Origin of the sequence: Actinomycetospora sp. NBRC 106375, assembly GCF_030269665.1 — a bacterium.
Classification (GTDB): domain Bacteria; phylum Actinomycetota; class Actinomycetes; order Mycobacteriales; family Pseudonocardiaceae; genus Actinomycetospora.
In genome coordinates this window covers 88,840-113,425 of sequence record NZ_BSTS01000006.1, presented here as the reverse complement: position 1 = coordinate 113,425, position 24,586 = coordinate 88,840, and the positions used below count along the sequence as shown (strand labels likewise).

Here is a 24,586-nt window from a genome sequence, read left to right as displayed (position 1 = left end):
CAACCGGTGACCGTGTCGGCGCCGGGATGTCGCGATGAGTGGTCGGCACCTCGCGTCGGGCGGCGAACGGCCTAACGACTCGCGGTCGTCGTTGCGTCGAACGCCGCGATCATCCGGGCGGCTGTCGAGACGAGCGGAGCAGTGACGGCGATCCCCGTCACCCGACGAACCCCACCGCCGCGCGGTGCCCGCAGCACGGCTCGCCGACCGATCGCCCGGGGCGGGGCGGCTCGGGGCGCCACTGCGCGGCGTAGACCAGGCCGGGGTCGACGAGCCGGACGCCGTCGACGATCGTGGCGAGCTCCGAGGCCGAGCGCGGGGTGACCCCGCCGCCGGGGTAGGCCAGGCTCAGCGCGCGCAGCGACCCGACGTCCACCCGGGCGTCGTCGCCGGAGAGGTGGGACACGGCGAGGGCGCTGCCGGGCACGGCCCGCTCGAGGTAGCCGGCGACCACCGACGCCGGGTCGTCGGCGTCGGCCACGTGCTGGAGGACCGAGCACAGGAGCACCGCGACGGGGCGGGACGGGTCGAGCACGTCGGTGACCGCGGACGTCGCGAGGACCTGCTCGGGATCGCGCAGGTCGGCCCAGCTCACCGACACCCCGGGGCAGTCGCCCAGCAGGAGCTCCCCGTGCGCCACGGCGACCGGGTCGACGTCGACGTACGCGACGCGGGCGTGCGGCAGCACCCGGCGGGCGATCTCGTGGGTGTTGCCCATGGTCGGGATGCCCGAGCCGAGGTCGAGGAACTGGTCGACGCCCGCCCGCGCGAGGAAGGTGACGACACGGCGCAGGAACGACCGGTTCTCCCGGGCGATCTCGACGACGAGCGGGACCGCCTTGACCATCTCCCGGCCGAGCTCGCGGTCGACGGCGCCGTGCGAGGTGCCGCCCAGGAGGAAGTCGTAGACGCGCGCGGAGCTCGGACGGTCGAAGTCCTCGGTGCCGGGCACGGCGAGCGCGGGGCGCGGCCGGGCAGGGGAGAGGTCCTCGACCACGGTCCTCCCTCCGTCTCGGCACCCGGTGTCCGGGATGTCCGGAAAGCGACGGCGCGAGGACCGCGCCACCACGCCAGTTCGCTCGACCTTCGCAGTCGGGAACAGGATTCCCACTGTCCGTGATCGACACGCGGCGAATCCCGGGAAAGACACGCCGGGTTCTCCGGGCGGATCGCAGGATTCCTGATTCTTGGTGACCCCGAGTGACCTTCGATCACAGTCCGTCCGGATGCCGACGACCCGGCGTCTGCAGTGTTGGTTCCGTGTTGGGTCGCGCGACACGTCGTCGTCGGCCGGGAGGGACCCCGGGCCGGGAACCGTGCGGACCGTGCGCGTCGCGGTCGTCACCGAGTCCTTCCTGCCCGCCGTCAACGGCGTCACCAACTCCGTGCTCCAGGTCGTCGCCCACCTGCAGCGCCGGGGCCACGCGGCGATGGTCATCGCGCCGGGGGCCGGGCCGGACGAGGTGCCCGGCGCGCCCCACGTGCCCGTCGTCCGCGTGCCCGCGGTCGACCTGCCCGTGGTCGACTCGCTGCCGGTCGGCGTGCCCACACCGGCGGTGCGCGCCGCGCTGGAGGAGTTCCGGCCGGACGTCGTGCACCTGGCCTCGCCCTTCGTGCTGGGTGCCCGCGCGCTGACCGTCGCCCGTCGCCTCGGCGTCCCCGCGGTGGCCGTCTACCAGACCGACGTCGCCGGCTTCGCCGCGTCGTACGGGATCGGGCTGACCTCCCGGGCCGCCTGGCGCTGGATCCGCCGGCTGCACGGCGGGGCGGCGCGCACCCTGGCCCCGTCGCGATGGGCGGTCGACGCGCTGCGCGCGCACGGGGTGCCCCGGGTGCACCGCTGGGGACGGGGCGTCGACACCACGCGGTTCCACCCGCGCCACCGCGACGAGGACCTGCGCGCCACGCTCGCCCCGCACGGCGAGGTGCTCGTGGGCTACGTCGGACGCCTCGCCCCGGAGAAGCAGGTCGAACGCCTCGCCGCGCTGGAGGGGCTGCCGGGGGTGCGCGTCGTCGTGGTCGGCGACGGCCCCTCGCGGGCGCGCCTCGGTGAGCTGCTGCCCTCGGCGCACTTCCTCGGTTTCCGCGGCGGCCACGAGCTGGCCCGCGCCTACGCGTCGTTCGACGGCTTCGTGCACACCGGGCCGCACGAGACCTTCTGCCAGGCCGTCCAGGAGGCCCAGGCCTCCGGGCTCCCGGTGCTGGCCCCGGACGCGGGCGGCGTCGCCGACCTCGTCGACCCGGGCCGCACGGGGTGGCTCTACGACCCGGCAGCGCCGACCGCGGGCGCGGAGATCGTCGGGCGGGTCGCCGCGTGGCGCGACGACCCCGAGAGCCGGCGGGCCGCCGGTGCCGCGGGGCGGCGCGCGGTCGCCGACCGGACCTGGCCCTCGGTGTGCGAGGACCTCCTCGGGCACTACGCGGCCGTCCTCGGCGGGAACGAGACCGGCCTCGACGCGCCCGTCGCGACCCCCGCGGCGTAGGAGCGCGGAGCGCAGCAGCGAGTTCACCCGGACCACACTCGACCGTCACGGCGAGGTGGGCCCCCGGGCGATCAGGGCCCGTAGACACCGGCCCATGGCCACATCCCAGGTGCTGGCGCAGGTGAGCGCCCCCACCCCCGAGAGCCACGACGAGCACCCGACGCCGCCGGCGGGGCCCACCCCGGCCGTGGCCGGTGATGCCCCCGCCGACGCGGGCCGCTACAGCCTCCTGCTCACCCGCGAGCCGGCCCACGTCGCCGCGGCCCAGCGGCTGCGGTACGCGGTGTTCGCCGTCGAGCAAGGGGCCCGCCCGGCCCCCGACGACGTGATCGCCGTTGCGGCCGCCGCCGAGGGCCGCGACGCCGACGCCTTCGACGTCCACTGCGACCACCTCGTGGTCCGCGAGGACGCCACGGGCGAGATCGTCGGCACCTACCGGATGCTCACCCCCGACGGCGCCCGCGCGGCGGGGGGCCTCTACGCCGACACCGAGTTCGACCTCGCCGGGCTCGACGCCCTCCGCGCCGAGATGGTCGAGGTCGGGCGGTCCTGCGTGCACCGCGACCACCGCCACGGCGTGGTGCTCTCGCTGGTCTGGGCCGGGATCTGGCGCTACATGGAGCTCATCGGTCACCGCTGGGTCGTCGGCTGCGCGAGCGTCCCGGTCACCGGCGGCGGCGCGATGCCCGGCGGCGTGTGGTCGTTGGTCGCGTCCCGCCACCTCGCGCCCGCGGTCCGCCGGGTCCGGCCGTGGCGCGAAGCGCCGATCGCCCCGCACGACCGGGAGGCGCCCGGCGCCCGGCGCGCCGCGCAGGCCTCGCTGCCGCCCCTGCTGCGCGGCTATCTGCGTCTCGGCGCGGAGATCGGCGGGCCGCCTGCCTTCGACCCCGACTTCGGGGTCGCCGACCTGTTCATCCTGCTCGACCACACCGCCATCGACCCCCGGTGGCGGCGCTACCTGCTCGGGGACGCCGGGTGACCGCCTGGTCCCCCACCTCGCCCTGCGATCCGGGCTGCCTGCCGCTGCCGGTGTCGCGGCGGGGTGCCGCCCGCGCCGTGGCGGCCGTGCGGCTCACCGTCCGGGCCGCGGCCCTCGTGGCCGTGCTCGGCGCGGGCCTCGCCGTCGCCGTGGTCGTGCCGGTGCTCGGGTCGGCCGCGACCGGCCGCGTCCAGGGGGTCTGGACGGCCGCCGTCCTGCGCGCCGCGGGGGTCCGGGTGCGGCGGAGCGGTCCGGCCGCACCACCCGGGGCACTGGTCGTCGCCAACCACGTGTCGTGGATCGACGTGCTCGCCCTGCACGCCGTCGCGCCGGTGCGGATGCTCGCCAAGACCGAGGTCCGGCGGTGGCCGGTGCTCGGGGTCATGGCCGCCCGGGCCGGCACGGTGTTCCTCGACCGCGACCGGCTGCGGGCGCTGCCCGGCGCCGTCGCCGGCCTCGCCGACGCCCTGCGCGCCGGCGTCCCGATCGGGCTGTTCGCCGAGGGCACGACCCGCTGCGGGCGCGATCTCGGGCCCTTCCGCCCGGCCGCCTTCCAGGCGGCGTACGACGCCGGGGCGCCGATCGTGCCCGTCGCCCTGCGCTACCGGGGCCGCGACGGCGTCCTGCCGGGCGGGGGCCCCGACACCACCGCCGCCTTCGTCGGCGACGACACCCTCGCCTCCTCGCTGCTCCGCGTGCTCACCGCCCCCGGACTCGTCGTCGAGGTGACGACCTGTGCCGTGCTCGACACCTCGGCGGTGCCGGCCGGCCCGGCCCGCGCCACCGCCCGCCGGGTCCTCGCCCGGCGCTGCGCGGCCGCCGTGGCCGCCGCGCTCCCGCCGGCCGTCGACCACCCCGCCGCCGCGCGCCCCGTCGTGGCCCCCGTCCTGCCGACCGTGACCCCGGAGCTCGACCGTGCCGCCTGAGCCGCCCGACGCCGACGGGGCCCGCGAGGCCTCGCTGGCCGACCGTGCGGTGTTCGCCGCCCAGTTCGTCCGCGCGCCCGTGGCGACGGCCTCGGTGTGGCCGAGCAGCACGGCGCTCGCCCGGGGCATGGCCGACGCCGCCCTGCGCTCCACCCGCGCGGACCCGGTGGTGGTCGAGCTCGGGGCCGGCAGCGGCGCGTTCACCGACCTGCTCGCCGACCGGCTCGCCGGCCGTGGGCGCCAGCTCGCGGTGGAGCTCAACCCCGTGCTCGCCCACCGGCTCGCCGAGCGCCTGCCCGCCGTCGAGGTGGTGCCGGCCGACGTCGCCGAGCTCCCCGCGCTGCTCGCGCTGCGGGGGATCGCCGGGGCGGACGTCGTGGTCAGCGGGCTGGGCTGGTCGGCGACCCGGCCGGGCCGGGAGGACTCGCTGCTGCCGACGGTCGCGCGGGCCCTGGCCGACGACGGGGTGTTCGTGCAGTTCGCCTACTGCTGGACCTCCTGGGCCGCGCCGGCACGTGCGCTGCGCGAGGAGCTCGGGGACTGCTTCGCCGACGTCGTGACCTCGCCCGTCGTCTGGCGCAACCTCCCGCCGGCCGTCGTGTACCGGGCGTCGTCACCGCGACGCTGACCGCCGGCGACGGCCCGCGTGATCACCGCCCGCACACGCAGCCGCTGTCCGGGGAACGAGGAGGTGCACGTGGGTGATGACGTCGCCCGTCATGGTCACCCGAACGTCGCCGTGCGCGTGCCCGGCGCCGCCTCCGCGCGATCCGCCCAGGTCAGGGGCAGGTCGCCCGCCCGGCTGGTGTACCGTCCCGCAACCATCGGCCCGGGCGTCCGGATCGCGGCGTAGTCGCGGCGTGGCGTGCGGTGTCGACCGACCGTCCGTGTGACCGTCTGTGCGACCGGTCCGACCGATCGTCGTGGGCCGACCGCGACGACCCGCACCACAGAGAGGGGAGACACCGCGATGGCCCTCCCGACGTTGACCCCCGAGCAGCGCGAGGCCGCCCAGGCCAAGTCGCGCGAGGCCCGCCAGGCCCGCTCGGCCCTCCTGGCCGGCATCAAGAGCGGCGAGGAGTCGATCCCCGCCGTGCTCGACCGCGGCAAGAGCGACCCGATCGCCGGGAAGACGAAGGTCTCCCAGCTCGTCCGGGCGCTGCCCGGCTACGGCCCGGCGAAGGCGTCGGCGGTCCTCGAGCAGGCCGGCATCCCCGAGGACCGGCGTGTCGCCGGCCTGGGGTCCCGCCAGCGCGAGGCGCTGGTCAGCGCGCTGGGCTGACCAGCGCGCCGACCCGCCTGCCCCGCCTGCCGGGGCAGCGACGACAACGGGGCGGTCGTCCCGGTCAGTAGCCGCCGGCGTCGGCGGTGCTTCCCGACGAGCCGGAGGAGCCCGCCGAGCCCGCCGAGCCCGACGAGCCCGACGAGCCCGACGAGCCCGACGAGCCCGACGAGCCCGACGAGCCGGACGAGCCGGCCGCCGAGGAGGCGGACCCGGCGTCGCCGCGGGTGCCGTCGGCGCGGTGGCGACCGCTCTGCTGCTGGTCGTGCCGGGCCTGGGGCTGGTCGTGCTGACCGCCGACGGTCGCGGCCGCGGCGGCGCTGCCGGCGGCCAGCTCGGGTGCCGGGAGCTCGCCGGTCACCGGCGTGCGGTCCGACGCGAGCATCGTGCCGCCGCCGATGACCGCCACCCCACCGCCCGCGAGCGCACCCAGGAGCGCGAGCGCGCCGGCCGTGCGGGTCGGCAGCGGGACGCGGCGGCGCGGGTCGACACGACCCCCGCGGCTTGCCGCCGGGACCGGGTGCGCGGGCGTCGGCGGTGCCAGGGCGCTCGGGACCGCGGCCGGGTAGGCCGGGCGCGGCGTCCCGCCGGTGGTGGGCCCGCCGGGCTGCTCGTCGGCCGCGGTGCGCGGCACGGCCGTGCCGGCGGGCGACGTGCCCGGCGCGGGCAGGCCGGCCTGGCGGGTGCTCGCGGCCGCCAGGGCGATGGCGGCGAGGTCGAGGGGCGACGTCTCCGACGCCCGGGGGCCCGCCCCCGCGTCGCCGGGCGCCGGACGGGTCGCGGCCCGCCGCGACCGCGGCAGCGGACCCGACGGGTGCGCCTCGGTCAGGCCGCCCTGGCGGGGCAGCAGGGCGCCGAGGTCGGTGTCGCCGGTGTCGCTGGTGTCGCCGGGACGCTCCGCGACCGCGGTGCGGGTCGCGGGGCCGGGTTCGGGGTGGGCGGGAGCAGGGGGAGGCGTCGCCGCTCGGGCGGGCGCCGCACGGTGTCGGGCCATGCGTGGTCTCCGTCGCGCCGCCGATCGACCTGGCCGAGGGGGAGCGAGCCAGGTGCCGCGTCGCCGGTGGGGAGTCCGGTGCGTCGGCGTTCGGCCTGTCCGCGCTGGGTCGGGGGCCGCACCCGCCGGACAGGCCACGGGCGGAACGGGCGCGGGTCCGGCACCAGCTGCCACGGGTGGCCGGACAGGAGCCAGACTAGGCACCGGGGGAAGCCCCGCGGCGCGATCGGTCACCCGTCGTCGCGGTCGGCGCGCGGCCCGTGACGCGGCGTCCGGGCTGCTCAGGCCCTCGGCGTGGGTCACGGGCCCGGCGCGGCCAGGTCTCGGCCACATCACGGCGTGACGTACGTCACAGTCAAGTGCGGCTGTTCGGAGCACAACCCGTTGGTCGACCTGCCGAGGTGTTGCTCCGGGTGAGCGGTGCGGCACGCAGCGGGCTCGACAGGGCCCGATTTGCAGGGTTCCATCGGTGGCTGTTCCCCGACCGACGTAGTCCGGACCAACGGGCGTGAGCCCGCCCCGCGGCTGCGGCGACAACCCCGTGGTCCCCGCGAGCGGGCCGCAGAGAGGCGTCGATGAGCGACCGGGCGTCCCACCCCGATCCCCATCCCGAGCGTCCCGGTTCCGCCGGTGAGCACGCGCTGCAGGAGTCCCTCGGGGCCACCGCGCGGGCGGACCGCTTCTACTCCGACCAGATGTGCGACCGGCTCGTCCCTTCGATGCAGGAGTTCATCGCGGGGATGACGATGGCGTTCGTCGCGACGGCGGACGCCCACGGCGAGTGCGACTCGACGCTGCGCGCGGGCCCGCCCGGGTTCCTGCGGGTGCTCGACGACCGGCACGTGGCCTGGCCGGAGTACCGCGGCAACGGCGTCATGGCGAGCATGGGCAACATCAACGAGAACCCGCACGTCGGGCTGATGATGGTCGACTTCACCGACGAGCTCATCGGTCTGCACGTCAACGGGGCGGCCCGCCTGGTCACCGACGAGGAGCTGCGCGGCGAGCACCCCGACCTGCCGGTGGAGAGCGCCCCGGGCCGCCGCGCGGAGCTGTGGGTGGAGGTCACCGTGGAGGAGGCCTACATCCACTGCCGCAAGCACATCCCGCGTCTGGTCCCGGTCGAGCGGGCGCGATCGTGGGGCACCGACGACGTGCGGCGCAAGGGCGGGGACCACTTCGGCGTCGCCGGCGCCCGCCGGGCGGCCGCGCGGGACGCCGACGGGGCCGTGACGGTGGCGGGCGACGCGACCGGGCCGGACGGGGCGGTCGACACCGGCGACGACCCCCGTGAGGCGGCGACCGCCGGGGCAGGGGCATCCTCCGGGGAGTGATCTCCGACCGGCACGCCTGGAGCCGACCCGAGCTGGAGACGGTCGCCCCCGGGGTGCACCGCCTCCCGCTGCCGTTGCCGAGCGACGCCCTGCGCGCCGTCAACGTCTACGTGCTCAGCCCCGCCGACGGCGCCGACCTGACCCTCGTCGACGGCGGCTGGGCGATCGACGCCTCGCGGGACGTGCTGCGCCGGCTGCTCGGGGAGCTGGGTGCCGAGCCGGGCGACGTGCGCCGCTTCCTCGTCACGCACGTGCACCGCGACCACTACAGCCAGGCCGTGGCGCTGCGCCGCGAGCACGGCGGGCGGGTCGCGCTCGGCGCGGGCGAGGCCGAGTCCCTGGAGGTCGTCCGCACCCGCGACGAGGGCCTGAATGCGCAGGTCGTGGGACTCGACAGGGCCGGCGCGCCCGAGCTCGCCGCCGCGGTCCGCGCCTGGCTCGCCGAGGCCGAGCCGCCGCCGAGCGAGGACTTCGCCGACCCCGACGAGTGGCTCACCGACGGCCAGGCGCTCCACGCGGGCGGGCGCCGGCTGATCGCCCGCGAGACCCCGGGCCACACCCGCGGGCACCTCGTCTTCGTGGACGAGACCGCCGCCGACGCGACGATGCTCTACGCCGGCGACCACGTCCTGCCCCACATCACGCCGTCGATCGGCTTCGAGCCGGCCGCCCGGCCCGGCGCCCTCATCCGCTACCTCGCCTCGCTCGCCGCGCTGCGGGCCGAGCCCGACCGGCTGCTGCTGCCCGCCCACGGGCCGGTCGCGCCGAGCGTCCACGCCCGCGTCGACGAGCTCCTCGCCCACCACGACAAGCGCCTCGACGAGATCGCCGCGGCGGTCGACGAGGGGAGGACCACCGCGGCCGAGATCGCCGCCGCGCTGCGCTGGACGCGCCGGGAGCTGCGACTCGAGGACATGGAGGTCTTCAACCGGATGCTCGCGGTGCTGGAGACCGACGCCCACCTCGAGGTGCTCGCCACCCAGGACCGGGTGCGCCGGACCGCCGAGCCCGACCCCGACGGCGCCGACGGGCCCGACGTCTTCCGGAACACCCCCGGCTGAGACTCGCCGGGAGGACGGCCGTCTCGCGGACCGGACACCGGCACCGGATCACCCTCGGTCGATCGGCTGCTCGGCGGCACGGTGTCGGGGTGCGGGGCTACGGTGGATGGTCCTCCCGGCACACCGGCGCCGGAGCCCGAGACGCTGGAGAAGGCCCGCGTGACCCGTACGTCCCCGCCCGCCGAGCCCGACGTCGACCCTGCCACCGATCCGGTCGCCGACGAGCAGCCCTACGTGACCATGCTCTACGGCAAGCTCGACGAACGCCGGGCCGAGACCGCGGCGCTGCTCGCGCGCGTCCTGCGCGAGGAGACCACCGGGACGCCCCAGGCCGTCTCCGAGCGCGACGCCGCCGCCCAGATGTACTCCGAGCAGCTCGCGACGCTCTCCGCGGTCGAGAACGGGCTGTGCTTCGGGCGCCTGGACCTCGACCCGGACCGCCCGCCGCCCCCGCCGGTCGACGGCGGGCCCGACACGATCGAGGGGCTCGACCAGGACGTGCTCTACGTCGGGCGCCTGGGTCTGCTCGACGACCAGCACGACTACGAGCCGCTGCTCGTCGACTGGCGCGCCCCGGCGGCGCGGCCGTACTACACGGCCACGGCGGCCTCGCCGGACGGCGTGCGCCGCCGCCGGCACATCCGCTCGCGCAGCCGCCGGGTCACCGCCGTCGACGACGAGATCCTCGACCTCGAGGAGGCGGCGCGCCTCGGCGCCACCGTCACCCAGCGCACCGGGCTCACTGGCGAGGCGGTGCTGCTCGCGGCGCTCTCGGCGGGGCGCACCGGGCGCATGGGCGACATCGTCGCGACCATCCAGGGCGAGCAGGACCGGGTCATCCGCTCCAGCGCCAACGGCGTCGTCGTGGTCGAGGGCGGGCCCGGCACGGGCAAGACCGCCGTGGCGCTGCACCGCGCGGCGTACCTGCTCTACACCCACCGCCGCCAGCTGGCCCGCCGCGGCGTGCTCGTCGTCGGGCCCAACCCGACGTTCCTGCACTACATCGAGCAGGTGCTGCCCTCGCTGGGTGAGACGAGCGTCCTGCTCTCGACCGTCGGCGAGCTCTACCCTGGCCTCGCCGCCCGCCGCGGCGAGCCCGCGGAGACCGCGGCGCTCAAGGGCCACGCCGAGATGACCAAGGTGCTCTCCACCGCGGTGCGCGACCGCCAGGAGCTGCCCCGGCAGCCGATCGAGCTGACCGTCGACGGCGAGCCCGTCGTGGTCGACCGCGACGTCGTGGCCCAGGCCCGCACCCGGGCCCGGCGCACCCGCCGCCCGCACAACGACGCCAAGCGCACCTTCGTCCGGGAGGTGGTCGACCAGCTCGCGCGCCGCGAGGTCGACCGGGTGGGCAAGGACCTCGACGGCCGGGGCAACCTGCTCGACCGCGGCGACCTCGCCGACGTCCGCGCCGGGCTGCGCGCCGACCCCGACCTGCGGGCGGTGCTCGACGACCTGTGGCCCACGATCACGCCGCCGCAGCTGCTCGCCGACCTCTGGACCACCCCGCGGCGCCTGCGGGCGGCCACGCGGGGCTGGTCCGACGCCGACCGCGATCGGCTCGCCCGCGACGCGGCGCCCGGGGATCTCCTGGACGGCACGTGGTGGAGCCCCGCCGACGCGGTGCTGCTCGACGAGGTCGCGGAGCTGCTCGGCGAGGACGACACCGCCGCCCGCGAGGCCGAGGAGCGCAAGCGCGAGGCCGACGAGGCCTACGCCGCCGGCGTGCTGGAGATCCTGGCGATGGAGGAGGACTGGGACCCCGAGCTCCTGCGTCCCACCGACGTGGTCGACGCGAGCGTGCTTGCCGACCGCACCCGCGAGGCCACCTACGCCTCCGCGGCCGAGCGCGCCGCCGACGACCGCACCTGGACGTTCGGCCACGTGATCGTCGACGAGGCGCAGGAGCTCTCTCCGATGGCCTGGCGGGTGCTCATGCGCCGCTGCCCCAGCCGGTCGATGACGCTGGTCGGCGACGTCGCCCAGACCGGCGCCCAGGGCGGGGCGTCCTCGTGGGGCGAGGTGCTCTCGCCGTACGTGGCGAAGCGCTGGCGCCGCGAGGTGCTCACGGTCAACTACCGCACCCCGGCCGAGATCATGGCCGTCGCCGCGGACGTGCTGGCCGCCATCGACCCGACCGCGTCGCCCCCGGAGTCGGTGCGCGAGTCCGGTGTGGCGCCGGTCGCGGTGGGCGTCGACGAGCCGGACCTCGTCGCCGCCGCGGCCGAGCGGGCCCGCGCGGCGCGCGACGCGGTGGTCGACGCCGAGGGCGCGGGCCGCGTCGCCGTGCTCGCCCCGGGCGGGCGCGTGGGGGCCCTCGCGGACGCCCTCGGTGTCACCGCCGGGCCGGGGGAGACGGCGGGGGGGACGGCGGACGGCGTCGACCTGGGCTCCGAGATCGTCGTGTGCGAGGTCGCCGACGCGAAGGGCCTCGAGTTCGACGCGGTCGTGCTCGTCGACCCGGCCGGGATCGTCGGCGACTCGCCCCGCGGGCTCAACGACCTCTACGTGGCCCTCACCCGGGCCACCCGGTCGTTGGCGGTCGTGCACCCGGACGCTCTACCGGACGTCCTGGGTCGCCTGAGGGGGTAACGCCGCAACCCGTCCCGTCGAACCACCGGGCAGGGGCCGCACGTGTTCCGTGACGTGCGGCTCGGCCGAGGCCGCGATCACCGCCGCCGGCAACCCCCCGTTCGGGCGACGCGCCGCCCGGGACGTCACGCAGACGAGGGACCGGCCGTACGGGATGATCGGGGCGGACCGCGCACCGGGAGGAGGGCGGGCTGTTGAGCACCGACACCGGTCCGCCCGCGATGGTGGGCGGCCGCTACACCGTCGGCGACCTCATCGGGCGAGGTGGCGCGGCCGACGTGTTCCGCGCCCGCGACGAGCTCCTGGGCCGCGACGTCGCCATCAAGATGTTCAACGCCGCCGGCTCGGCCGCGGCGCCCGACGCCCAGCCGGGGGACCCGGCCGACCCCGCCGAGAAGATCGGCGACATCGAGGAGGGCCAGGAGGCCCGCCACCGCCGTGAGGTGCTCACCCTCGCCGGGCTGTCGCACCCTGGCCTCGTCACCGTCTACGACGTCGGCGACGAGGACGGCCGCGCGTACTTCGTCATGCAGCTCATCGAGGGCGACACCCTCGCGCAGCGGGTGCGCACCGGCCCGCTGCCCGTGGTGGACGTCGTCGCCCTCGGCGCGGCGCTCGCCGACGCGCTCGCCTACGTGCACCGCCGCGGCGTCGTCCACCGCGACGTCAAGCCGGGCAACGTGCTGCTCGACGCGGAGGGCCGCGCGCACCTCTCGGACTTCGGCATCGCCGCGGTCCACGACGCCGCGCCCGTCACGGCGGCGGGCATGGTCATCGGGACGGCGTCGTACCTCAGCCCCGAGCAGGTCCGCGGCGAGCCGATCGACGGCGCCGTCGACATCTACGCGCTGGGCCTCGTGCTCATCGAGTGCCTCACGGGCCGCCGCGAGTACCCGGGCAACGCCCTCGAGGCCGCGGTCGCCCGCCTGCACCGCCGCCCGGTCGTGCCCCCGGGGCTGCCGCCCGGTCTCGAGGCGCTGCTCACCGCCATGACCGCCGACGACCCGGGCGACCGGCCGACGGCGGAGGAGGTCGTGGCGGCCCTGCGCGGGGTGTCGCGCGAGGTGGGCATGGAGGCCGAGACCGTGCTCTCGCCGGTCCTCATGACCGCGCCGACCGCCGTGGTCAACGGGTCCGGGCCGCTCGCGGCCCAGCCCGCCGCCGTCGGCGTGGCTGCCGCCGCCCCGGAGCCCGACCCGACCGGCGCGTCCCCGCTGGCGCAGCCGGGACGCCGGCGCCGCCGGATCGCCGCGGCGATCGCCGCGGCGGCGGCCGTGCTGCTCGTCGCCGGCTCGGCGGTCGCGTACGCCGTGCTCTCGAACGACCAGCCACTGCCGCCCCCGGTGCCCTCGGCGACCCTCGCGCCGCCCCCGCCGCCCCTGCCGGTGGCCCCGCAGGTCACCACGACCACCCGGGACGAGACCGAGGTCGCCACGGCCCCGCGCACCCGGCGCACCACCACGGAGCGGCGGACGACCACGACCACGCGGACCACGACGACCACGACGACGACCCCGCCGGCCGCGGTCCCGCCGCCGGTGGTGCCGCCGACGACGACCACGACGACCACCGCCGCCGTCCCGTAGGGCGCCGGGAGCTCAGCCCCCGGCGGGCAGGGGCGTCAGGGCGTCCGCGACGGAGAGCGCCGGCCCGGCGGGCAGCAGGCCGACGATGGCCTGCGGGGCGGGCGGGAACGCCGTCCCGAGGCCGAGCGCCTCGGCGGTCGCGGGGTCGGGTACCGCGCAGGCCGTCCCGGACCCGGACACGACCGTGGGGCTGCCCGGCGCGTCCGGGCGACCCGGCGGCACCGCACGCACGGTCACGCCGCCGCCGGGCACCGCGACCGCGTCCACCCGCTCGCCCGAGCCGTCGGCCTGGGCCAGCGTCGTCGGCGGCGTGGCGGCGGCGGGGGCCTCGGCGCCGACGGTGAGCACCACGGGGCCCCCGCCGTCGGCGCTCGCGCACGTGGTCGGCGCGTCCGCCATCGGCACGGCGCGCGGCACGGGGTCGGGGTAGGCGCTCACGGCGATGCCGCGGGCGGTCCCGAGCGGGCGCAGCTGGCCCGGCGACACGACCGGCACCGGCGCGCCGGCGCGGGCCGGATCCGGGTCGGCGAGGCGCACCAGCCGGGCGACCACCTCGGGCACCTCCTGCACCCCCTCGCGCTGCACCACGTACCAGCGGTCGGGCGTGCCCGGCCCGACCAGCCGCACGACCCCGCCGACCGGTTCGCCGACGAGCGGGCCGGTCGGCGGCACCTCGCCCCGCCCCGCGATCACCGGCGCGACGACCGGGGCGCCCTCGGGCAGCGTGTTGAGCAGGCTCGTGCTCACCGGCCGGGGCAGCTGCCCGGTGAGGCCGAAGGCGACCACCACGGCGGGATCGCGCAGGTCCAGGCGGGACCGGACGCCGTCGTGCACCAGCCAGGTGCCGAGGAAGCGGTCGCGCAGCAGGAGCCCGCGACCGGGCTCGAGGGGCCGCGCGGGCACCTGCGCCCCGGCGAGCACCGTCGTCCACACCCGCGGCTGCTCCCAGGGCCGGGCGGCGCCGGGCTGGGGGCTGCCGGTGTCGCACACCGACCAGATCGGCGGCACGGGCGCCCCGGCGGGCGGCAGCGGCGGCGCGTCGACGATGCCCACCCCCCGCTCGCGGGGCGCCGTCGCCAGCTCGGCGTCGCCGACCTCGACCGGGGCGGGGTTACCGGCCGGACCGCCCGCCGCGGCGAGCCCGGCCAGCACCAGGCGCGCCGAGGCGAGGTTGGGCACCGGGACCAGGCGGTCGGGCTCGTGCACCACGACGTAGAGCGCGCCGGAGCCCGCGGCGACGACGACCCCGGCCGTGCGCCAGTCGGCGGGGCGGTCGAGCAGTCCCCACACCGCGGCGACGCCGAGCGCGAGCGCGGCGATCAGCACCCCGGCGACCGTCGCCCGGCCCTGGGCGCGCAGCCGGTCCGCGCCGGGCACCGCCTGCCGCCCGACCAGTGCCGACTGCAGGCGCCGCAGCCCGAAGCGGTAGGCGTGGACCTGGTCGGAGGTCGGGGTCGGGGGCGTCGGTGGGGGCATCTCGCCGCGGATCGTGGCACGTCCCGGGGCGATCGGGGGCGCGTTCGGATCAGGCGGTGACGGGGGTCCGCGCGGGCCGCGGGGAGATCCGCAGGCTGATCGTCGCGCGGACGACCTCGCGGCCGTGCGCGTCGGTGAGCACGACGTCGGCGTCGACGTCCTCGCGCTCGTCGCCGAACGCCGGAGGGGCCGGGAACGTCGCCACGGCCACCAGGTCGGTCTCGGCCTTCGCCAGGTACGCCACGCTCATGCCGCGGGGGATCCACCGGTGGGTGTCCGGCACGGTCGCCTCGGCGAGCACGCCCATGGCGTACTCGGCGAGGTTGCACGACGCGATGGCGTGCACCGTCCCGAGGTGGTTGTGCACCAGCCACCAGTTGCGCAGCGAGACCTCGGCCCGTCCCGGCTCGAGGCGGCGGATGACCGGCGCCGCGGTGAGGAAGTAGGGCGCGCGCAGCCAGACGGCCGCGCTGACCAGCAGGCGGCCCGGCCACGAGCCGGAGAAACGGTGCCACGCGCCCAGCACGCTCGGAGTGCTCACGGACCGAGAGGTTACCCGTCGGTAGCAAGAGGCGGGATCGTGCGGCCGCGAACGATCATGGACGCATCGGTGACGCGACAGGGTTGACGAACGGTCGTTCGGGGAACTGTCCCGTCTGCGCGACCAGGCGCTCCTGCACGGAGGAACCGATGACCGCACACGACCGGCCGATGACGACCGCTCCCGTCGAGGCCCGTGGCCTCCCCGGGCGACTCGCCGCCGTCCTCGGCGACCTCGCCTTCCCCGCCCAGCGCTGGCAGGTCCTCACCGCGGGTGAGATGTACGGGACCGACACCGTGACCCGTGGCCTGCTCGAACGCCTGCCGGAGCGGCGCTACCAGTCGCTCGGCGAGGTCGTGGGCGTCCTCGCCGCCGTGCTGTCCGGGCGTCCGGTCGCCTCGGTCGGGCAGGCGGGTCCGCCGCGCACGGCCCGCGTGGCGCCGCGGCGCGGTCCCGGTGCGCCGGTCCCGCCCCGGACCGCCCGCGCGCACCCCGGCGCCCGGCGTCCGGCGCCCCGCACCCCCGTCGCCTGAGGTCGCTAGGTCTCCGCGCTGACGATCTGCTCCTCGAGGTCGAAGGCGTCGTCCCCGACCCACACCCGCAGGCCGTCGCCGTCGTCGGTGATCGCGCCCTCCTCCTCCTCGGAGAGCTCGCGGGCCGCGCCGAGGGAGCGCTCGTCGTAGGCGACGCGGCCGTCGCCGAGATCGCGCGGGCGGTACTCCGAGGCCAGCACGGCCGTGCGGCTGCGCGTGGCGAGGAACGCCGCGTTGTCTTCCCCGACCTCGGCGACCCACCGCTGCTTGCGCACCCGTGACGGTGTACTCGACCGGGCGCGGTGGCACAACGGAAACCGGTGGACCTCGACCCAGGTGGACGTCCTACCGTCGCGCAGCGCCCCGAGCCGCCAGGAGGTCGATCCCGATGCGCGCCCTGCGCCCGCTGCGCCGGTCCGCCTACCGGCGGCTGGCCGTCGCGCTCGCGCTGTCGGTGCTCGCGGAGGGCCTGTGGACGCTCGCGGTCGTCTGGCAGGTGATCGAGCTCGGGGGCGGGCCCGCCGAGCTCTCGCTGGTCTCCGGCGCGCTCGCCCTGGGCCTGATCGTCACCGCGCTGCTGGGCGGGGTGCTCGCCGACCGCGTGCCACAGAAGCGCATCCTCGCCGGCGTCCAGATCGCCCTCGCGTCGTCCATCGGCGTCGTCGCGGCCCTCGCGGCGGCGGGGGCGCTGGCCGTCGCCGTGCTGGTCGTCGTGGCCGCGGTGATCGGCCTGTCGATGGGCCTGTTCTTCCCCGCGTACTCGGCGCTCGTGCCCGCCCTGGTCGACCCCGACGACCTGCTCGCCGCCAACGGGCTCGAGGGCGTCGTGCGCCCGGTGCTGCTGCAGGGCGCCGGTCCCGCGCTCGCCGGCGTCCTCGTGGCCGCCTTCTCGCCGGCCGCGGCGCTCGCGGCGACCGCGGTGGCGTGCGTGGGCTCGCTGATCGCGGTGCTCGCGCTGCCCGCGCACCCGCTGCGCCGTGACCTCTCCGGGGAGGACCGCGGGCACCCCGTCGCGGCGGTGCTCCGCGACCTCGTCGAGGGTTTCCGCTACATGGTCACGACGCGCTGGCTGCTCGTGACGCTGGTCTTCGCGTCGCTGATGATCCTGCTGGTGCTCGGGCCGCTCGAGGTGCTCGTGCCGTTCGCGATCATCGAGCGTGCCGGGGGCGGACCGGGAGGGCACTCGCTGGTGCTCCTGGCCTACGGGGCCGGCGGGGCGATCGCCTCGGTCGTCGTGTCCTCGCTGCGCCTGCCCCGGCGCTACCTCACGGTCATGATCGTGCTCTGGACGTCGGCGTGCGTGCCGATGGTCGTGTTCGGTCTCGCGACGTCCCTGTGGCCGATGATCGTTGCCGGGTTCGTGGTCGGCGGGCTGTTCAGCGCCCCGCAGGTCATCTGGGGCACGCTGCTGCAGCGCCGCGTCCCGCCCGCGCTGCTCGGGAGGGTCACGAGCCTCGACTTCTTCGTCTCGCTGGCGTTCATGCCCGTGTCGATGGCCCTGGCCGGGCCGGTCAGCGAGGGGGTCGGGCTGACGCCGGTGTTCCTCGCCGCCGGCCTGGTGCCGATCGTCTTCGGTGCCCTCGCCCTGGTCCTCGGGCGCCCGGGTCCCGACGAGATCGCGCACCCGCTCGACGTCGGGGTCCCGGACGACGACGCCGCGAGCGACGAGCCGCGGGCGGCCTGAGGGTCCGGCGGGGCGTGCACGGGTTACTGGCTGGTATCCCTCGCAGGGCGAGGGATACCAGCCAGTAACCGTGACTCCGGTCGTGGGCTGGGTCAGGTCGTGGGCTGGGTCAGGTCGCGGGCTGGGTCAGGTCGTAGACCGTGGTCCCGCCGACCGTCGTCGCCGTGTAGTGCGCGGCGACCCACGCGGTGATCTGGGTCCCGACGCTGTCGCCGCCGCCTCCGGGACCGCCCTGCCCGCCGCCCTGGCCGCTCGCGACGAACCAGTGGATGTCGCCGGCGGCGACGTACGCCTGGAACTGCGCGAGGCTCGGTGCGGCGTCGTAGCCGGAGAACCCACCGATCGCCATCACCGCGGTGCCGCTCGCGAGCTCGAGGCTCGACGCGCCCTGGGCGGACACCGTGGCGGCCGACCAGCGCGTGGTCGACGCCGTGAGCAGGGCCGTGAGCTCGGTCGACGTGCCGGCCTCGCCGGGGCCGCCGCCGGCGGCTCCCCGCGCGCCGCCCTGCCCGCCGTCGGGCGGGGTCTGGCCGGCCGGGGGCTGCCCGTCGCCCTGACCGCCCGGAGCGCCACCCGGTCCGCCCTGGCCGCCGCCGGGACCGCCGCCCGTCTCCTGGCCCGTCGAGGGACCGGCACTGACGATCGAGCCCTGGTGCGCGGTCGCCGCGGTCTGCAGTGCGTACGCGGTCGAGCCGCCGGCGCCGGCGAGCAGCGCGCCGAGCAGCATCACCGGCAGCGCCCACCGCCCGGTGCCGCGGAGAGCCTGCCGCCGCAACGACGCTGGCACCACCAGCGCGATCGCGACGGCGACGCCGGCGATCGCGACGACCCAGCGCAGCCAGGGCAGGAACTCCGGGGTCCGGCGCAGGAGCACGACGCTCCAGCCGGCGGTCACCGCCACCATGAGGGCGAGGGTCGCGTCGGCGGCGAGGACGCTGCGGCGGCGCCACACCTCGCGGCCGCCGACCACCAGCGTGCCGACCAGGCCGGGCGCGAGAGCGACGGCGTAGTAGGCGTGGATCGTGCCGCTCATGAAGCTGAACACCAGCCCGGTGACGAGCAGCCAGCCGCCCCAGAGCACGAGCCCGGCGCGGGCCCGGTCGGTGCGCGGGGCGCGGCGCGTCAGCCACAGCCCGGCGACGAGCGCGACGAGCGCCGCGGGCAGCAGCCAGCTGATCTGGCCGCCGAAGGAGGCGTTGAACATCCGCGTGATGCCGGTGCTCCCGCCGAAGCCGGTGTCCCCACCGCCGGCGCCACCCCCCGGACCGCCCCCGCCGCCGTTGCCCTCGCCGCCGAGGATGCGGCCGAGACCGTTGTAGCCGAGGACGAGGTCGAGCAGCGTGTTGTCCGTCGAGCCGCCGATGTAGGGGCGGGAGTCGGCCGGCCAGAGGTCGACGAGCAGGACGTACCAGGCCACCGACGCGACGAGCGCGCCCGCGCCGGCCGCGAGCGCGGCCAGGCGGCGGCGCAGCGGCGCGGCCGAGGCGAGCAGGAGCACCGCGGCGAGGGCGGGCAGCACGAGGAACGCCTGCATCATCTTCGTCAGGAAGCCGAGGCCGATCAGCGCGCCCGCCGCGGCGGACCACCACGCAGCGGCGCGGGCGGCGCCCGCGTCCACGGCGCGCACGATCGCGTACGCCGCGGCGACCAGCGTCAGCACGAGCAGCGCGTCCGGGTTGTCGAACCGGAACATCAGCACCGCGACCGGCGTCAGCGCGAGCGCCGCGCCGGCGAGGAGCCCGGCGCCCGGGCCCGCCCAGCGGCGGACGGTGGCGTAGAGCAGGGCGACCGCGCCGACGCCCATGAGCGCCTGCGGCGCGAGGAGCGACCACGAGCTGAACCCGAAGATCCGCCCGGAGAGTGCCATCACCCACAGCGCGGCCGGCGGCTTGTCGACGGTGATGAAGTTCGACGAGTCCATCGAGCCGAAGAGCCAGGCCTTCCACGACTGTGTCCCGGCCTGCACCGCAGCGGCGTAGTAGGTGTTGGCGTAGCCCGAGGCGCCGAGGTTCCACAGGTAGAGCACGGCGGTCGCGACGAGCAGGGCGATCAGGGCCGGGCGGACCCAGCGCGGGTCGGCGGCACGACCGCGCCAGAACGTCGCCAGGCGCCCCGGCGCGGCGTGGCGACCGGCGCCGGGGGCCGCGGCCGGGCGGGGCGCCGGCGCGCGGAGGGGCACCCGCAGCTCGGTGGTGAGGGCGTCTCGGACTGTCATGGTCACGAGGATCGGATCGGTGGATGTCGGCGCCGTGGGTCGAGGTTGTGCGTGGGCTGTGAACGGCGGCGGCGTCCTCACGCCGACCCGACGCGCAGGGTCCTCGGGCCGTGGACGAGACCTTCTGGGTGATCGCCGGGTGACGACTGTGGGGCGATGAGGTCACGGATGGGTGTTCCACACTGAGATGCCCTGCACTGGGAGGTGACGGGGCGGCGGGAACCGGGAACGCTGACGGGGTGTCCGGTCCCTTCGCGCGCTCCTGGCGTGTGCGGTTCGTCGTCCGCACCGCCGTCGGCGCGTTGTCGGTGGCCGTCCTCGCCGCCTCGGCGCTCGGGTGGTTCCAGCTGCAGGCTCTGGATCGATCCACGCCCGCGGCGGCCGTCATCGACGGGCCGTCGCCCACCCCGGCGGGCGAGCAGAACATCCTGCTGGTCGGTCTCGACAACCGCACCGACGCGCAGGGGAACCCGCTGCCCGACGACGTCCTCGCGGCGCTCAACGCGGGCGCGAGCGACTCCGGAGGCGGCACCGCCGACTCGCTGACGGTCGTCCACATCCCGGCCGGGGGCGGCCGGGCGACGGCCATCTCGATCCCGCGCGACTCCTATGTCGACCTCGGGCAGGGCCTCGGGCGACACAAGATCAATTCGGCGTGGTCCCGGGCCGCGGCGCAGGCGACCGACGCGATGACCGGCTCCGGGCCCACCGGCACCACGAGCCTCTTCGCCGCCGAGGCCGCCGGCCCGGCGTCGCCGCACGACCCCGCGGTGGTGCGCGCGGCCGCCGCCGCCGGCGCCCGCGCCACCATCGGCGCCGTCCAGCAGCTCACCGGGCTCCCGATCTCCCACTTCGCCGCGGTCAACCTCGCGGGCTTCGCCGACCTGAGCACGGCGATCGGCGGCGTGCCCGTCTGTCTGCGGGCGCCGACCCAGGACTCGTACACCGGGCTCTCCCTGCCCGGCGGTCCACAGGAGGTCTCCGGGGCGCAGGCCCTGGCGTTCGTCCGCCAGCGCCACGGCCTGCCCAACGGCGACCTCGACCGCATCGCCCGCCAGCAGGTGTTCCTCGCCGGTGCGACCGAGAGGCTGCTCTCGGCGGGCACGCTCGCCGACCCCTTCGCCGTCGCGCGCATCACCGACAGCGTCTCGCGCTCGGTGACCCTCGACGCCGGCTGGGACGTCCTGGGGTTCGCGCGGCAGATGCAGGGCCTGTCCGCGGGTGCGGTCACCTTCCGCACCATCCCGACCGGCACCACCGAGCTCAGCACCTCCTCGGACGGCACCGCGGTGGAGGTCGATCCGCGCAGCGTGCACACGTTCGTCGCGACGGCGATCGCCGCGGACGCCGGCAACCCCGCGGCGGCGGCCGCGCTCATGCCGCCTCCGGCCGTCGGGTCCTCCGACGCCTCGGTCAGCGCGAGCCAGGACCGTCTCGCGGCGGCCTCCGACGACGCCGAGAGCTCGGATGACGAGTCGGGGAGCTCCGGCGACGACGGGTCCGGCGACGGGAGCTCCTCGAGCGAGGACGGCTCCTCGACCTCGTCGACCTCCTCGACCTCCTCGGCCGGCACCAAGGCGGTCGTCTCGTCGACACCGCCGATCACGGCCGCCGCGCCCGGCTGCGTCAACTGACTCGACGCTCGCGAGCGCAGAGAAGCAGCGAACATCCGATTGAGCACGCCGATAGGGCGTTCGCTGCGCTCGATGCGGTCCGCTGCGCTCCGCCGTGTCCTCCCTGGGCGCGGCGTCCGGAGCAGACGCTCGCCCGGATGGCCCGCCCCTGGTGCCGTGCCGGGGCGGGACCTCGTGTCAGCTCGAGCGCTCCGAGCCCAGGGTCACCGGGACCTGGCGGGGCTGGGCCCCGGGCGAGGTGACCGTCAGGGTCACCGGGGCACCCGGCTGCTGCGAGCGGATGGCGGCGACGAGGCTGTCGGCGTCCTGGATGGTCCGGTCGCCGACCTTGGTGACGACGTCGCCCTGGTTCAGCCCGGCGGCCGCGGCAGGCCCGCCCGGGGTGACCTGGCCGAGCGTCGCGCCGCCCTGGCCGTCGGCCACGCTCACGCCGAGGACGGCGCGGGTGGCGAAGCCCTGGGTGACCAGCTCGTTGCCGATGCGGGCGGCCTGGTCGATCGGGATCGCGAAGCCCAGCCCGATCGAGCCGGACTGCGACTGCTCGCCGCCGGAGGACTGCCCGCCGAGCGAGGCGATCGCCGAGGTGATCCCGACCACGCGGCCCTGCATGTCGACCAGGGCGCCGCCGGAGTTGCCGGGGTTGATCGCGGCGTCGGTCTGGATCGCGTCGAGCACCGTCGCCTGACCGCTCTGGGCGCCGCCGCTGGCGACGGGACGCTGCAGGGCGCTGACGATGCCGGTGGTCACCGTGCCCGAGAGCCCGAGCGGCGACCCGACGGCCACGACGTCCTGGCCCACCTGGAGCTGCGAGGAGTTCCCGATCGTCGCCGGGGTGAGCCCGGAGACGCCCTGGGCGCGGACGACCGCGAGGTCGGCGCTCGTGTCGGTGCCGACCACCTGGACCGGCGCGCGGTTGCCGTTCTGGAACACCGCGGTGAGGCCCTGGGCCTGGGCGCCGGGCACCTGGCCGCCGCCCTGGCCGCCCTGGCCGCCCTGGCCGCCCTGGCCGCCCTGGCCGCCCTCTCCGCCCTGACCGCCCTCGAGACCGCCGAGCCCGCCGAGCCCGCCGAGCCCGCCGAGCGGCGACTGCTGCTGCTGGGCCTGGCCTGCTTCGAGCACGTGGGCGTTGGTGAGGATGAGACCGTCGGGGGAGATGATCACGCCGGAGCCCTCGCCCGACGGGCCCTCGAGCTGGACGACGCTGGGCAGGACCGTGTTGGCGACCTGCTCGACGGAGCCGGCGGGTGCCGCCGCCGCGGGTGCCTCGCCCGAGCCCGAGGGCGCCGAGGAGAGCACGGAGGTGTTGCCGCCGCCGCCGGAGGACGCGGCCTCGTAGCCCACCGCGCCGCCGACGCCACCGGCGACGAGCACCGCCGCGAGCGCGCCGGCCACGAGGGCGACCGGCCGACGCCGGCGCGGGCCGGACGGCGGGGGCGGGGCGGAGCCCGGTCCGGGCGAGGTCGGGGGTCCGGGCGGCTGGCCGCCGGGGATGTCGTGCCCGGCCCACGGGGTGCCCGCGGGGGGCGTGGCGCCGGACGTGCCGCCGTGGCGGCCGAGGCCCGAGCCGTAGGGGGCCGTCGGGTAGCCGCCGGGCCACTCCCCACGGGGACCGTGGGGCAGCGTCCCGGCGCCGGACCCGGTCGCCGCACGCGACGGGTCGGAGGGGGAGGAGGGGCTGGTGTCGCTCACGCGCTCCAGGGTCGGCCCGTCGACTGTGCCGACACTGCGTCACACCTGCGGGCTTCCTGAGAGCCGGCTGCGAACCGGGCCTGAACCGGACGAACCGCTCAGCGCACGATCCGGTACCAGTGCCCGGTCTCTCCGGGCAGCTGCTCGAGGCGGACGCGGTCGCGGGTGCGCCGCGGGAACATCCGCGTCCCGTCACCCAGCAGCACGGGCACGACGAACACGACGATCTCGTCGAGCAGCCCCGCGTCGAGGACCTGCGTGGCCACGTCCGCACCCAGGATGTTGACGTCGCGGTCGCCGGCCAGCGCCGTCGCGCGGTCGACGGCCGTCGCGAGGTCGGTGGCGAACTCGACGCCGGGCACCGGGGCGGCCGGTGGCCGGTGGGTGAGGACGACCGCCGGGCCGTCGTAGCGACCGCCGAACGCGCCCTCGGCGTCCGTGCCCGCGTTCGGGTCGTCGCCGTCGTGGGTGACACGCCCGACGAGCAGGGCTCCGGTGCGGGCGAGCAGGCGCTCGGCCTCGGGGTTCTCCTCGCCGACGAACTCGGTCAGCCAGGACATGTCGCCCCCGGGCCCGGCCATGAAGCCGTCGAGCGACACGGCCGCCGAGAAGATGAGCTTCGCCATCGGGGACTCCTCAGTGGGGGACGTGCTGGTCGAGCATCGCCCCGACGAGGCGCTCCCACGTCGGGGCGGGCGGCAGCTGGTGGCCCATGTCCTCGATCTCCAGCAGGCGGGCGCCGGGGACGGCCGCGGCGAGCGCGCGGCCGTGCTCGACCGGGAACAGCGGGTCGGCCGTGCCGTGGACGACGAGCACGGGGAGACCGGCCAGGGTCCGCAGGTCGGTGCTGGCCGGTGGCTCGAACGCGGCGAGGAAGAGGTTCCCGGCGGCGGCGAGGTCCCGGCTGCGCGCGACGACCCGCGCGGCGATCGTCCGCATCCGCGCCTCGTCGAACGCGCCCGGTCCCGCGAAGGGGCGCTCGGCCTCGACGAGAGCGGTGACCGCGGCCTGCGGATCGGCCGGGTCGGGGACCGTGGCCTCGCCGGCGAACGCGGCCGTCACCGCCGGGGCCGGGCCGGGCAGGTCGCCGACGGCGGGGTCGACCGGGCTGGTCGCGATCAGGGTCAGGGCGGCCACCCGCTCGGGGTGCTCCAGGGCGAGGCACTGGGCGACACCGCCACCCATCGACAGACCCGCCACGTGCGCCCGCGGCACCTCGAGGGCGTCGAGCACGGCCAGCGCGTCGCGCCGCAGGTCGCCGCCGGTGTAGCCCGGAGCGCCCGGCGGCCAGGTGGTCGACGCGCCGGTGTCGCGCTGGTCGTACCGGATCACGCGCAGCCCCCGAGCGACGAGAAGGGCGCAGAGCTCGTCGTCCCACCAGTCCATCGACCAGCCGCCGCCGGCGAGGAGCAGCAGCGCCGGGGCGTCCGGCTCGCCGAGCGACTCCACGCAGAGGTGCACACCCGCCTCGACCTCGATGTCCATGTCGCCGCCCTCCGACCGGTTTCACGGTGCAACCGGTACTGCACCGGACACCGGTAGTGGTTGTCAAGTGCAACCGGTTGTCCGTGCACAGC

21 protein-coding genes are annotated in these 24,586 nt (G+C 77.0%); 12 read left to right on the top strand and 9 right to left on the bottom strand.

Translation table 11 applies throughout. The features are described 5' to 3' along the window. Window positions 1-157: 157 nt before the first annotated feature. Window positions 158-997 (bottom strand): SAM-dependent methyltransferase, encoded by an 840-nt coding sequence (locus QSK03_RS11965; protein ID WP_285652045.1) that lies wholly within the window; start codon window positions 995-997, stop codon window positions 158-160. A 328-nt stretch (window positions 998-1,325) separates the two neighbouring features. Here QSK03_RS11965 and QSK03_RS11960 point away from each other — a divergent pair, with 328 nt between their 5' ends. The 5 genes from QSK03_RS11960 (at window position 1,326) to mihF (ending at window position 5,670) form a co-directional block, all read left to right on the top strand. Further along, the gene (locus QSK03_RS11960; protein WP_285652043.1) at window positions 1,326-2,483 is read left to right on the top strand and encodes a glycosyltransferase family 4 protein; all 1,158 of its coding nucleotides are present in this window, start codon (window positions 1,326-1,328) and stop codon (window positions 2,481-2,483) included. Window positions 2,484-2,577: 94 nt separating this feature from the next. After that, complete coding sequence (locus QSK03_RS11955; protein WP_285652041.1) at window positions 2,578-3,462, top strand: GNAT family N-acetyltransferase; 885 nt, start codon at window positions 2,578-2,580, stop codon at window positions 3,460-3,462. Beyond that, the gene (locus QSK03_RS11950; RefSeq protein WP_285652039.1) at window positions 3,459-4,388 is read left to right on the top strand and encodes a lysophospholipid acyltransferase family protein; all 930 of its coding nucleotides are present in this window, start codon (window positions 3,459-3,461) and stop codon (window positions 4,386-4,388) included. The genes QSK03_RS11955 and QSK03_RS11950 overlap by 4 nt, the downstream gene beginning before the upstream one ends. After that, window positions 4,378-5,016: a class I SAM-dependent methyltransferase gene (locus tag QSK03_RS11945; RefSeq protein WP_285652037.1), complete on the top strand. Its 639-nt coding sequence runs from the start codon at window positions 4,378-4,380 to the stop codon at window positions 5,014-5,016. Before QSK03_RS11950 ends, QSK03_RS11945 begins: the two co-directional genes overlap by 11 nt. A gap of 342 nt (window positions 5,017-5,358) precedes the next feature. Then, complete coding sequence (gene mihF / locus QSK03_RS11940) at window positions 5,359-5,670, top strand: integration host factor, actinobacterial type (RefSeq protein ID WP_274284601.1); 312 nt, start codon at window positions 5,359-5,361, stop codon at window positions 5,668-5,670. Window positions 5,671-5,734: 64 nt separating this feature from the next. Here the strand turns inward: mihF and QSK03_RS11935 are convergent, their stop codons facing one another. Beyond that, window positions 5,735-6,664 carry a hypothetical protein gene (locus tag QSK03_RS11935; protein ID WP_285652031.1) on the bottom strand — a complete coding sequence of 310 codons (930 nt, stop codon included), beginning with the start codon at window positions 6,662-6,664 and terminating at the stop codon, window positions 5,735-5,737. A gap of 575 nt (window positions 6,665-7,239) precedes the next feature. Between QSK03_RS11935 and QSK03_RS11930 the strand changes: the two genes are divergently transcribed. The 4 genes from QSK03_RS11930 (at window position 7,240) to QSK03_RS11915 (ending at window position 13,237) form a co-directional block, all read left to right on the top strand. Next, window positions 7,240-7,998 (top strand): pyridoxamine 5'-phosphate oxidase family protein, encoded by a 759-nt coding sequence (locus tag QSK03_RS11930; protein WP_285652028.1) that lies wholly within the window; start codon window positions 7,240-7,242, stop codon window positions 7,996-7,998. After that, complete coding sequence (locus tag QSK03_RS11925; protein WP_285652026.1) at window positions 7,995-9,059, top strand: MBL fold metallo-hydrolase; 1,065 nt, start codon at window positions 7,995-7,997, stop codon at window positions 9,057-9,059. Before QSK03_RS11930 ends, QSK03_RS11925 begins: the two co-directional genes overlap by 4 nt. Before the next feature lie 159 nt (window positions 9,060-9,218). Next, a complete protein-coding gene (locus QSK03_RS11920; RefSeq protein ID WP_285652025.1) occupies window positions 9,219-11,651 on the top strand; it encodes a HelD family protein in 2,433 nt (810 codons plus the stop codon). Window positions 11,652-11,845: 194 nt separating this feature from the next. Then, complete coding sequence (locus QSK03_RS11915) at window positions 11,846-13,237, top strand: serine/threonine-protein kinase (RefSeq protein ID WP_285652023.1); 1,392 nt, start codon at window positions 11,846-11,848, stop codon at window positions 13,235-13,237. Between the two features lie 12 nt (window positions 13,238-13,249). Here QSK03_RS11915 and eccB read toward each other — a convergent pair whose 3' ends face one another. Together eccB and QSK03_RS11905 are read right to left on the bottom strand one after the other, a co-directional pair. Beyond that, on the bottom strand, window positions 13,250-14,713 hold the full coding sequence (eccB, locus tag QSK03_RS11910) for a type VII secretion protein EccB (RefSeq protein WP_285652021.1): 1,464 nt from the start codon (window positions 14,711-14,713) through the stop codon (window positions 13,250-13,252). A 49-nt stretch (window positions 14,714-14,762) separates the two neighbouring features. Then, the gene (locus QSK03_RS11905; RefSeq protein WP_285652019.1) at window positions 14,763-15,254 is read right to left on the bottom strand and encodes a hotdog fold domain-containing protein; all 492 of its coding nucleotides are present in this window, start codon (window positions 15,252-15,254) and stop codon (window positions 14,763-14,765) included. 149 nt (window positions 15,255-15,403) lie between these two features. Here QSK03_RS11905 and QSK03_RS11900 point away from each other — a divergent pair, with 149 nt between their 5' ends. Next, window positions 15,404-15,787 (top strand): DUF2795 domain-containing protein, encoded by a 384-nt coding sequence (locus tag QSK03_RS11900; RefSeq protein ID WP_285652017.1) that lies wholly within the window; start codon window positions 15,404-15,406, stop codon window positions 15,785-15,787. 5 nt (window positions 15,788-15,792) lie between these two features. Here the strand turns inward: QSK03_RS11900 and QSK03_RS11895 are convergent, their stop codons facing one another. After that, the gene (locus tag QSK03_RS11895) at window positions 15,793-16,062 is read right to left on the bottom strand and encodes a hypothetical protein (protein WP_285652015.1); all 270 of its coding nucleotides are present in this window, start codon (window positions 16,060-16,062) and stop codon (window positions 15,793-15,795) included. Window positions 16,063-16,175: 113 nt separating this feature from the next. On the opposite strand from QSK03_RS11895, the gene QSK03_RS11890 reads away from it, so the two are divergent. After that, entirely contained in the window at window positions 16,176-17,471 is a 1,296-nt protein-coding gene (locus tag QSK03_RS11890) for an MFS transporter (protein WP_285652013.1), read from the top strand. Window positions 17,472-17,580: 109 nt separating this feature from the next. Here QSK03_RS11890 and QSK03_RS11885 read toward each other — a convergent pair whose 3' ends face one another. Beyond that, window positions 17,581-19,686 (bottom strand): ArnT family glycosyltransferase, encoded by a 2,106-nt coding sequence (locus QSK03_RS11885; protein WP_285652011.1) that lies wholly within the window; start codon window positions 19,684-19,686, stop codon window positions 17,581-17,583. Between the two features lie 239 nt (window positions 19,687-19,925). On the opposite strand from QSK03_RS11885, the gene QSK03_RS11880 reads away from it, so the two are divergent. Next, entirely contained in the window at window positions 19,926-21,320 is a 1,395-nt protein-coding gene (locus QSK03_RS11880) for an LCP family protein (RefSeq protein WP_285652009.1), read from the top strand. 177 nt (window positions 21,321-21,497) lie between these two features. On the opposite strand, the gene QSK03_RS11875 is transcribed toward QSK03_RS11880, so the two are convergent. The 3 genes from QSK03_RS11875 to QSK03_RS11865 all read right to left on the bottom strand — a co-directional run bounded on the left by QSK03_RS11875 (window position 21,498) and on the right by QSK03_RS11865 (window position 24,494). Further along, entirely contained in the window at window positions 21,498-23,009 is a 1,512-nt protein-coding gene (locus QSK03_RS11875; RefSeq protein ID WP_285652006.1) for a S1C family serine protease, read from the bottom strand. A 98-nt stretch (window positions 23,010-23,107) separates the two neighbouring features. Continuing rightward, entirely contained in the window at window positions 23,108-23,635 is a 528-nt protein-coding gene (locus tag QSK03_RS11870; protein ID WP_285652003.1) for a dihydrofolate reductase family protein, read from the bottom strand. A gap of 10 nt (window positions 23,636-23,645) precedes the next feature. Continuing rightward, window positions 23,646-24,494 carry an alpha/beta fold hydrolase gene (locus QSK03_RS11865; RefSeq protein WP_285652001.1) on the bottom strand — a complete coding sequence of 283 codons (849 nt, stop codon included), beginning with the start codon at window positions 24,492-24,494 and terminating at the stop codon, window positions 23,646-23,648. Window positions 24,495-24,586: the final 92 nt, after the last annotated feature.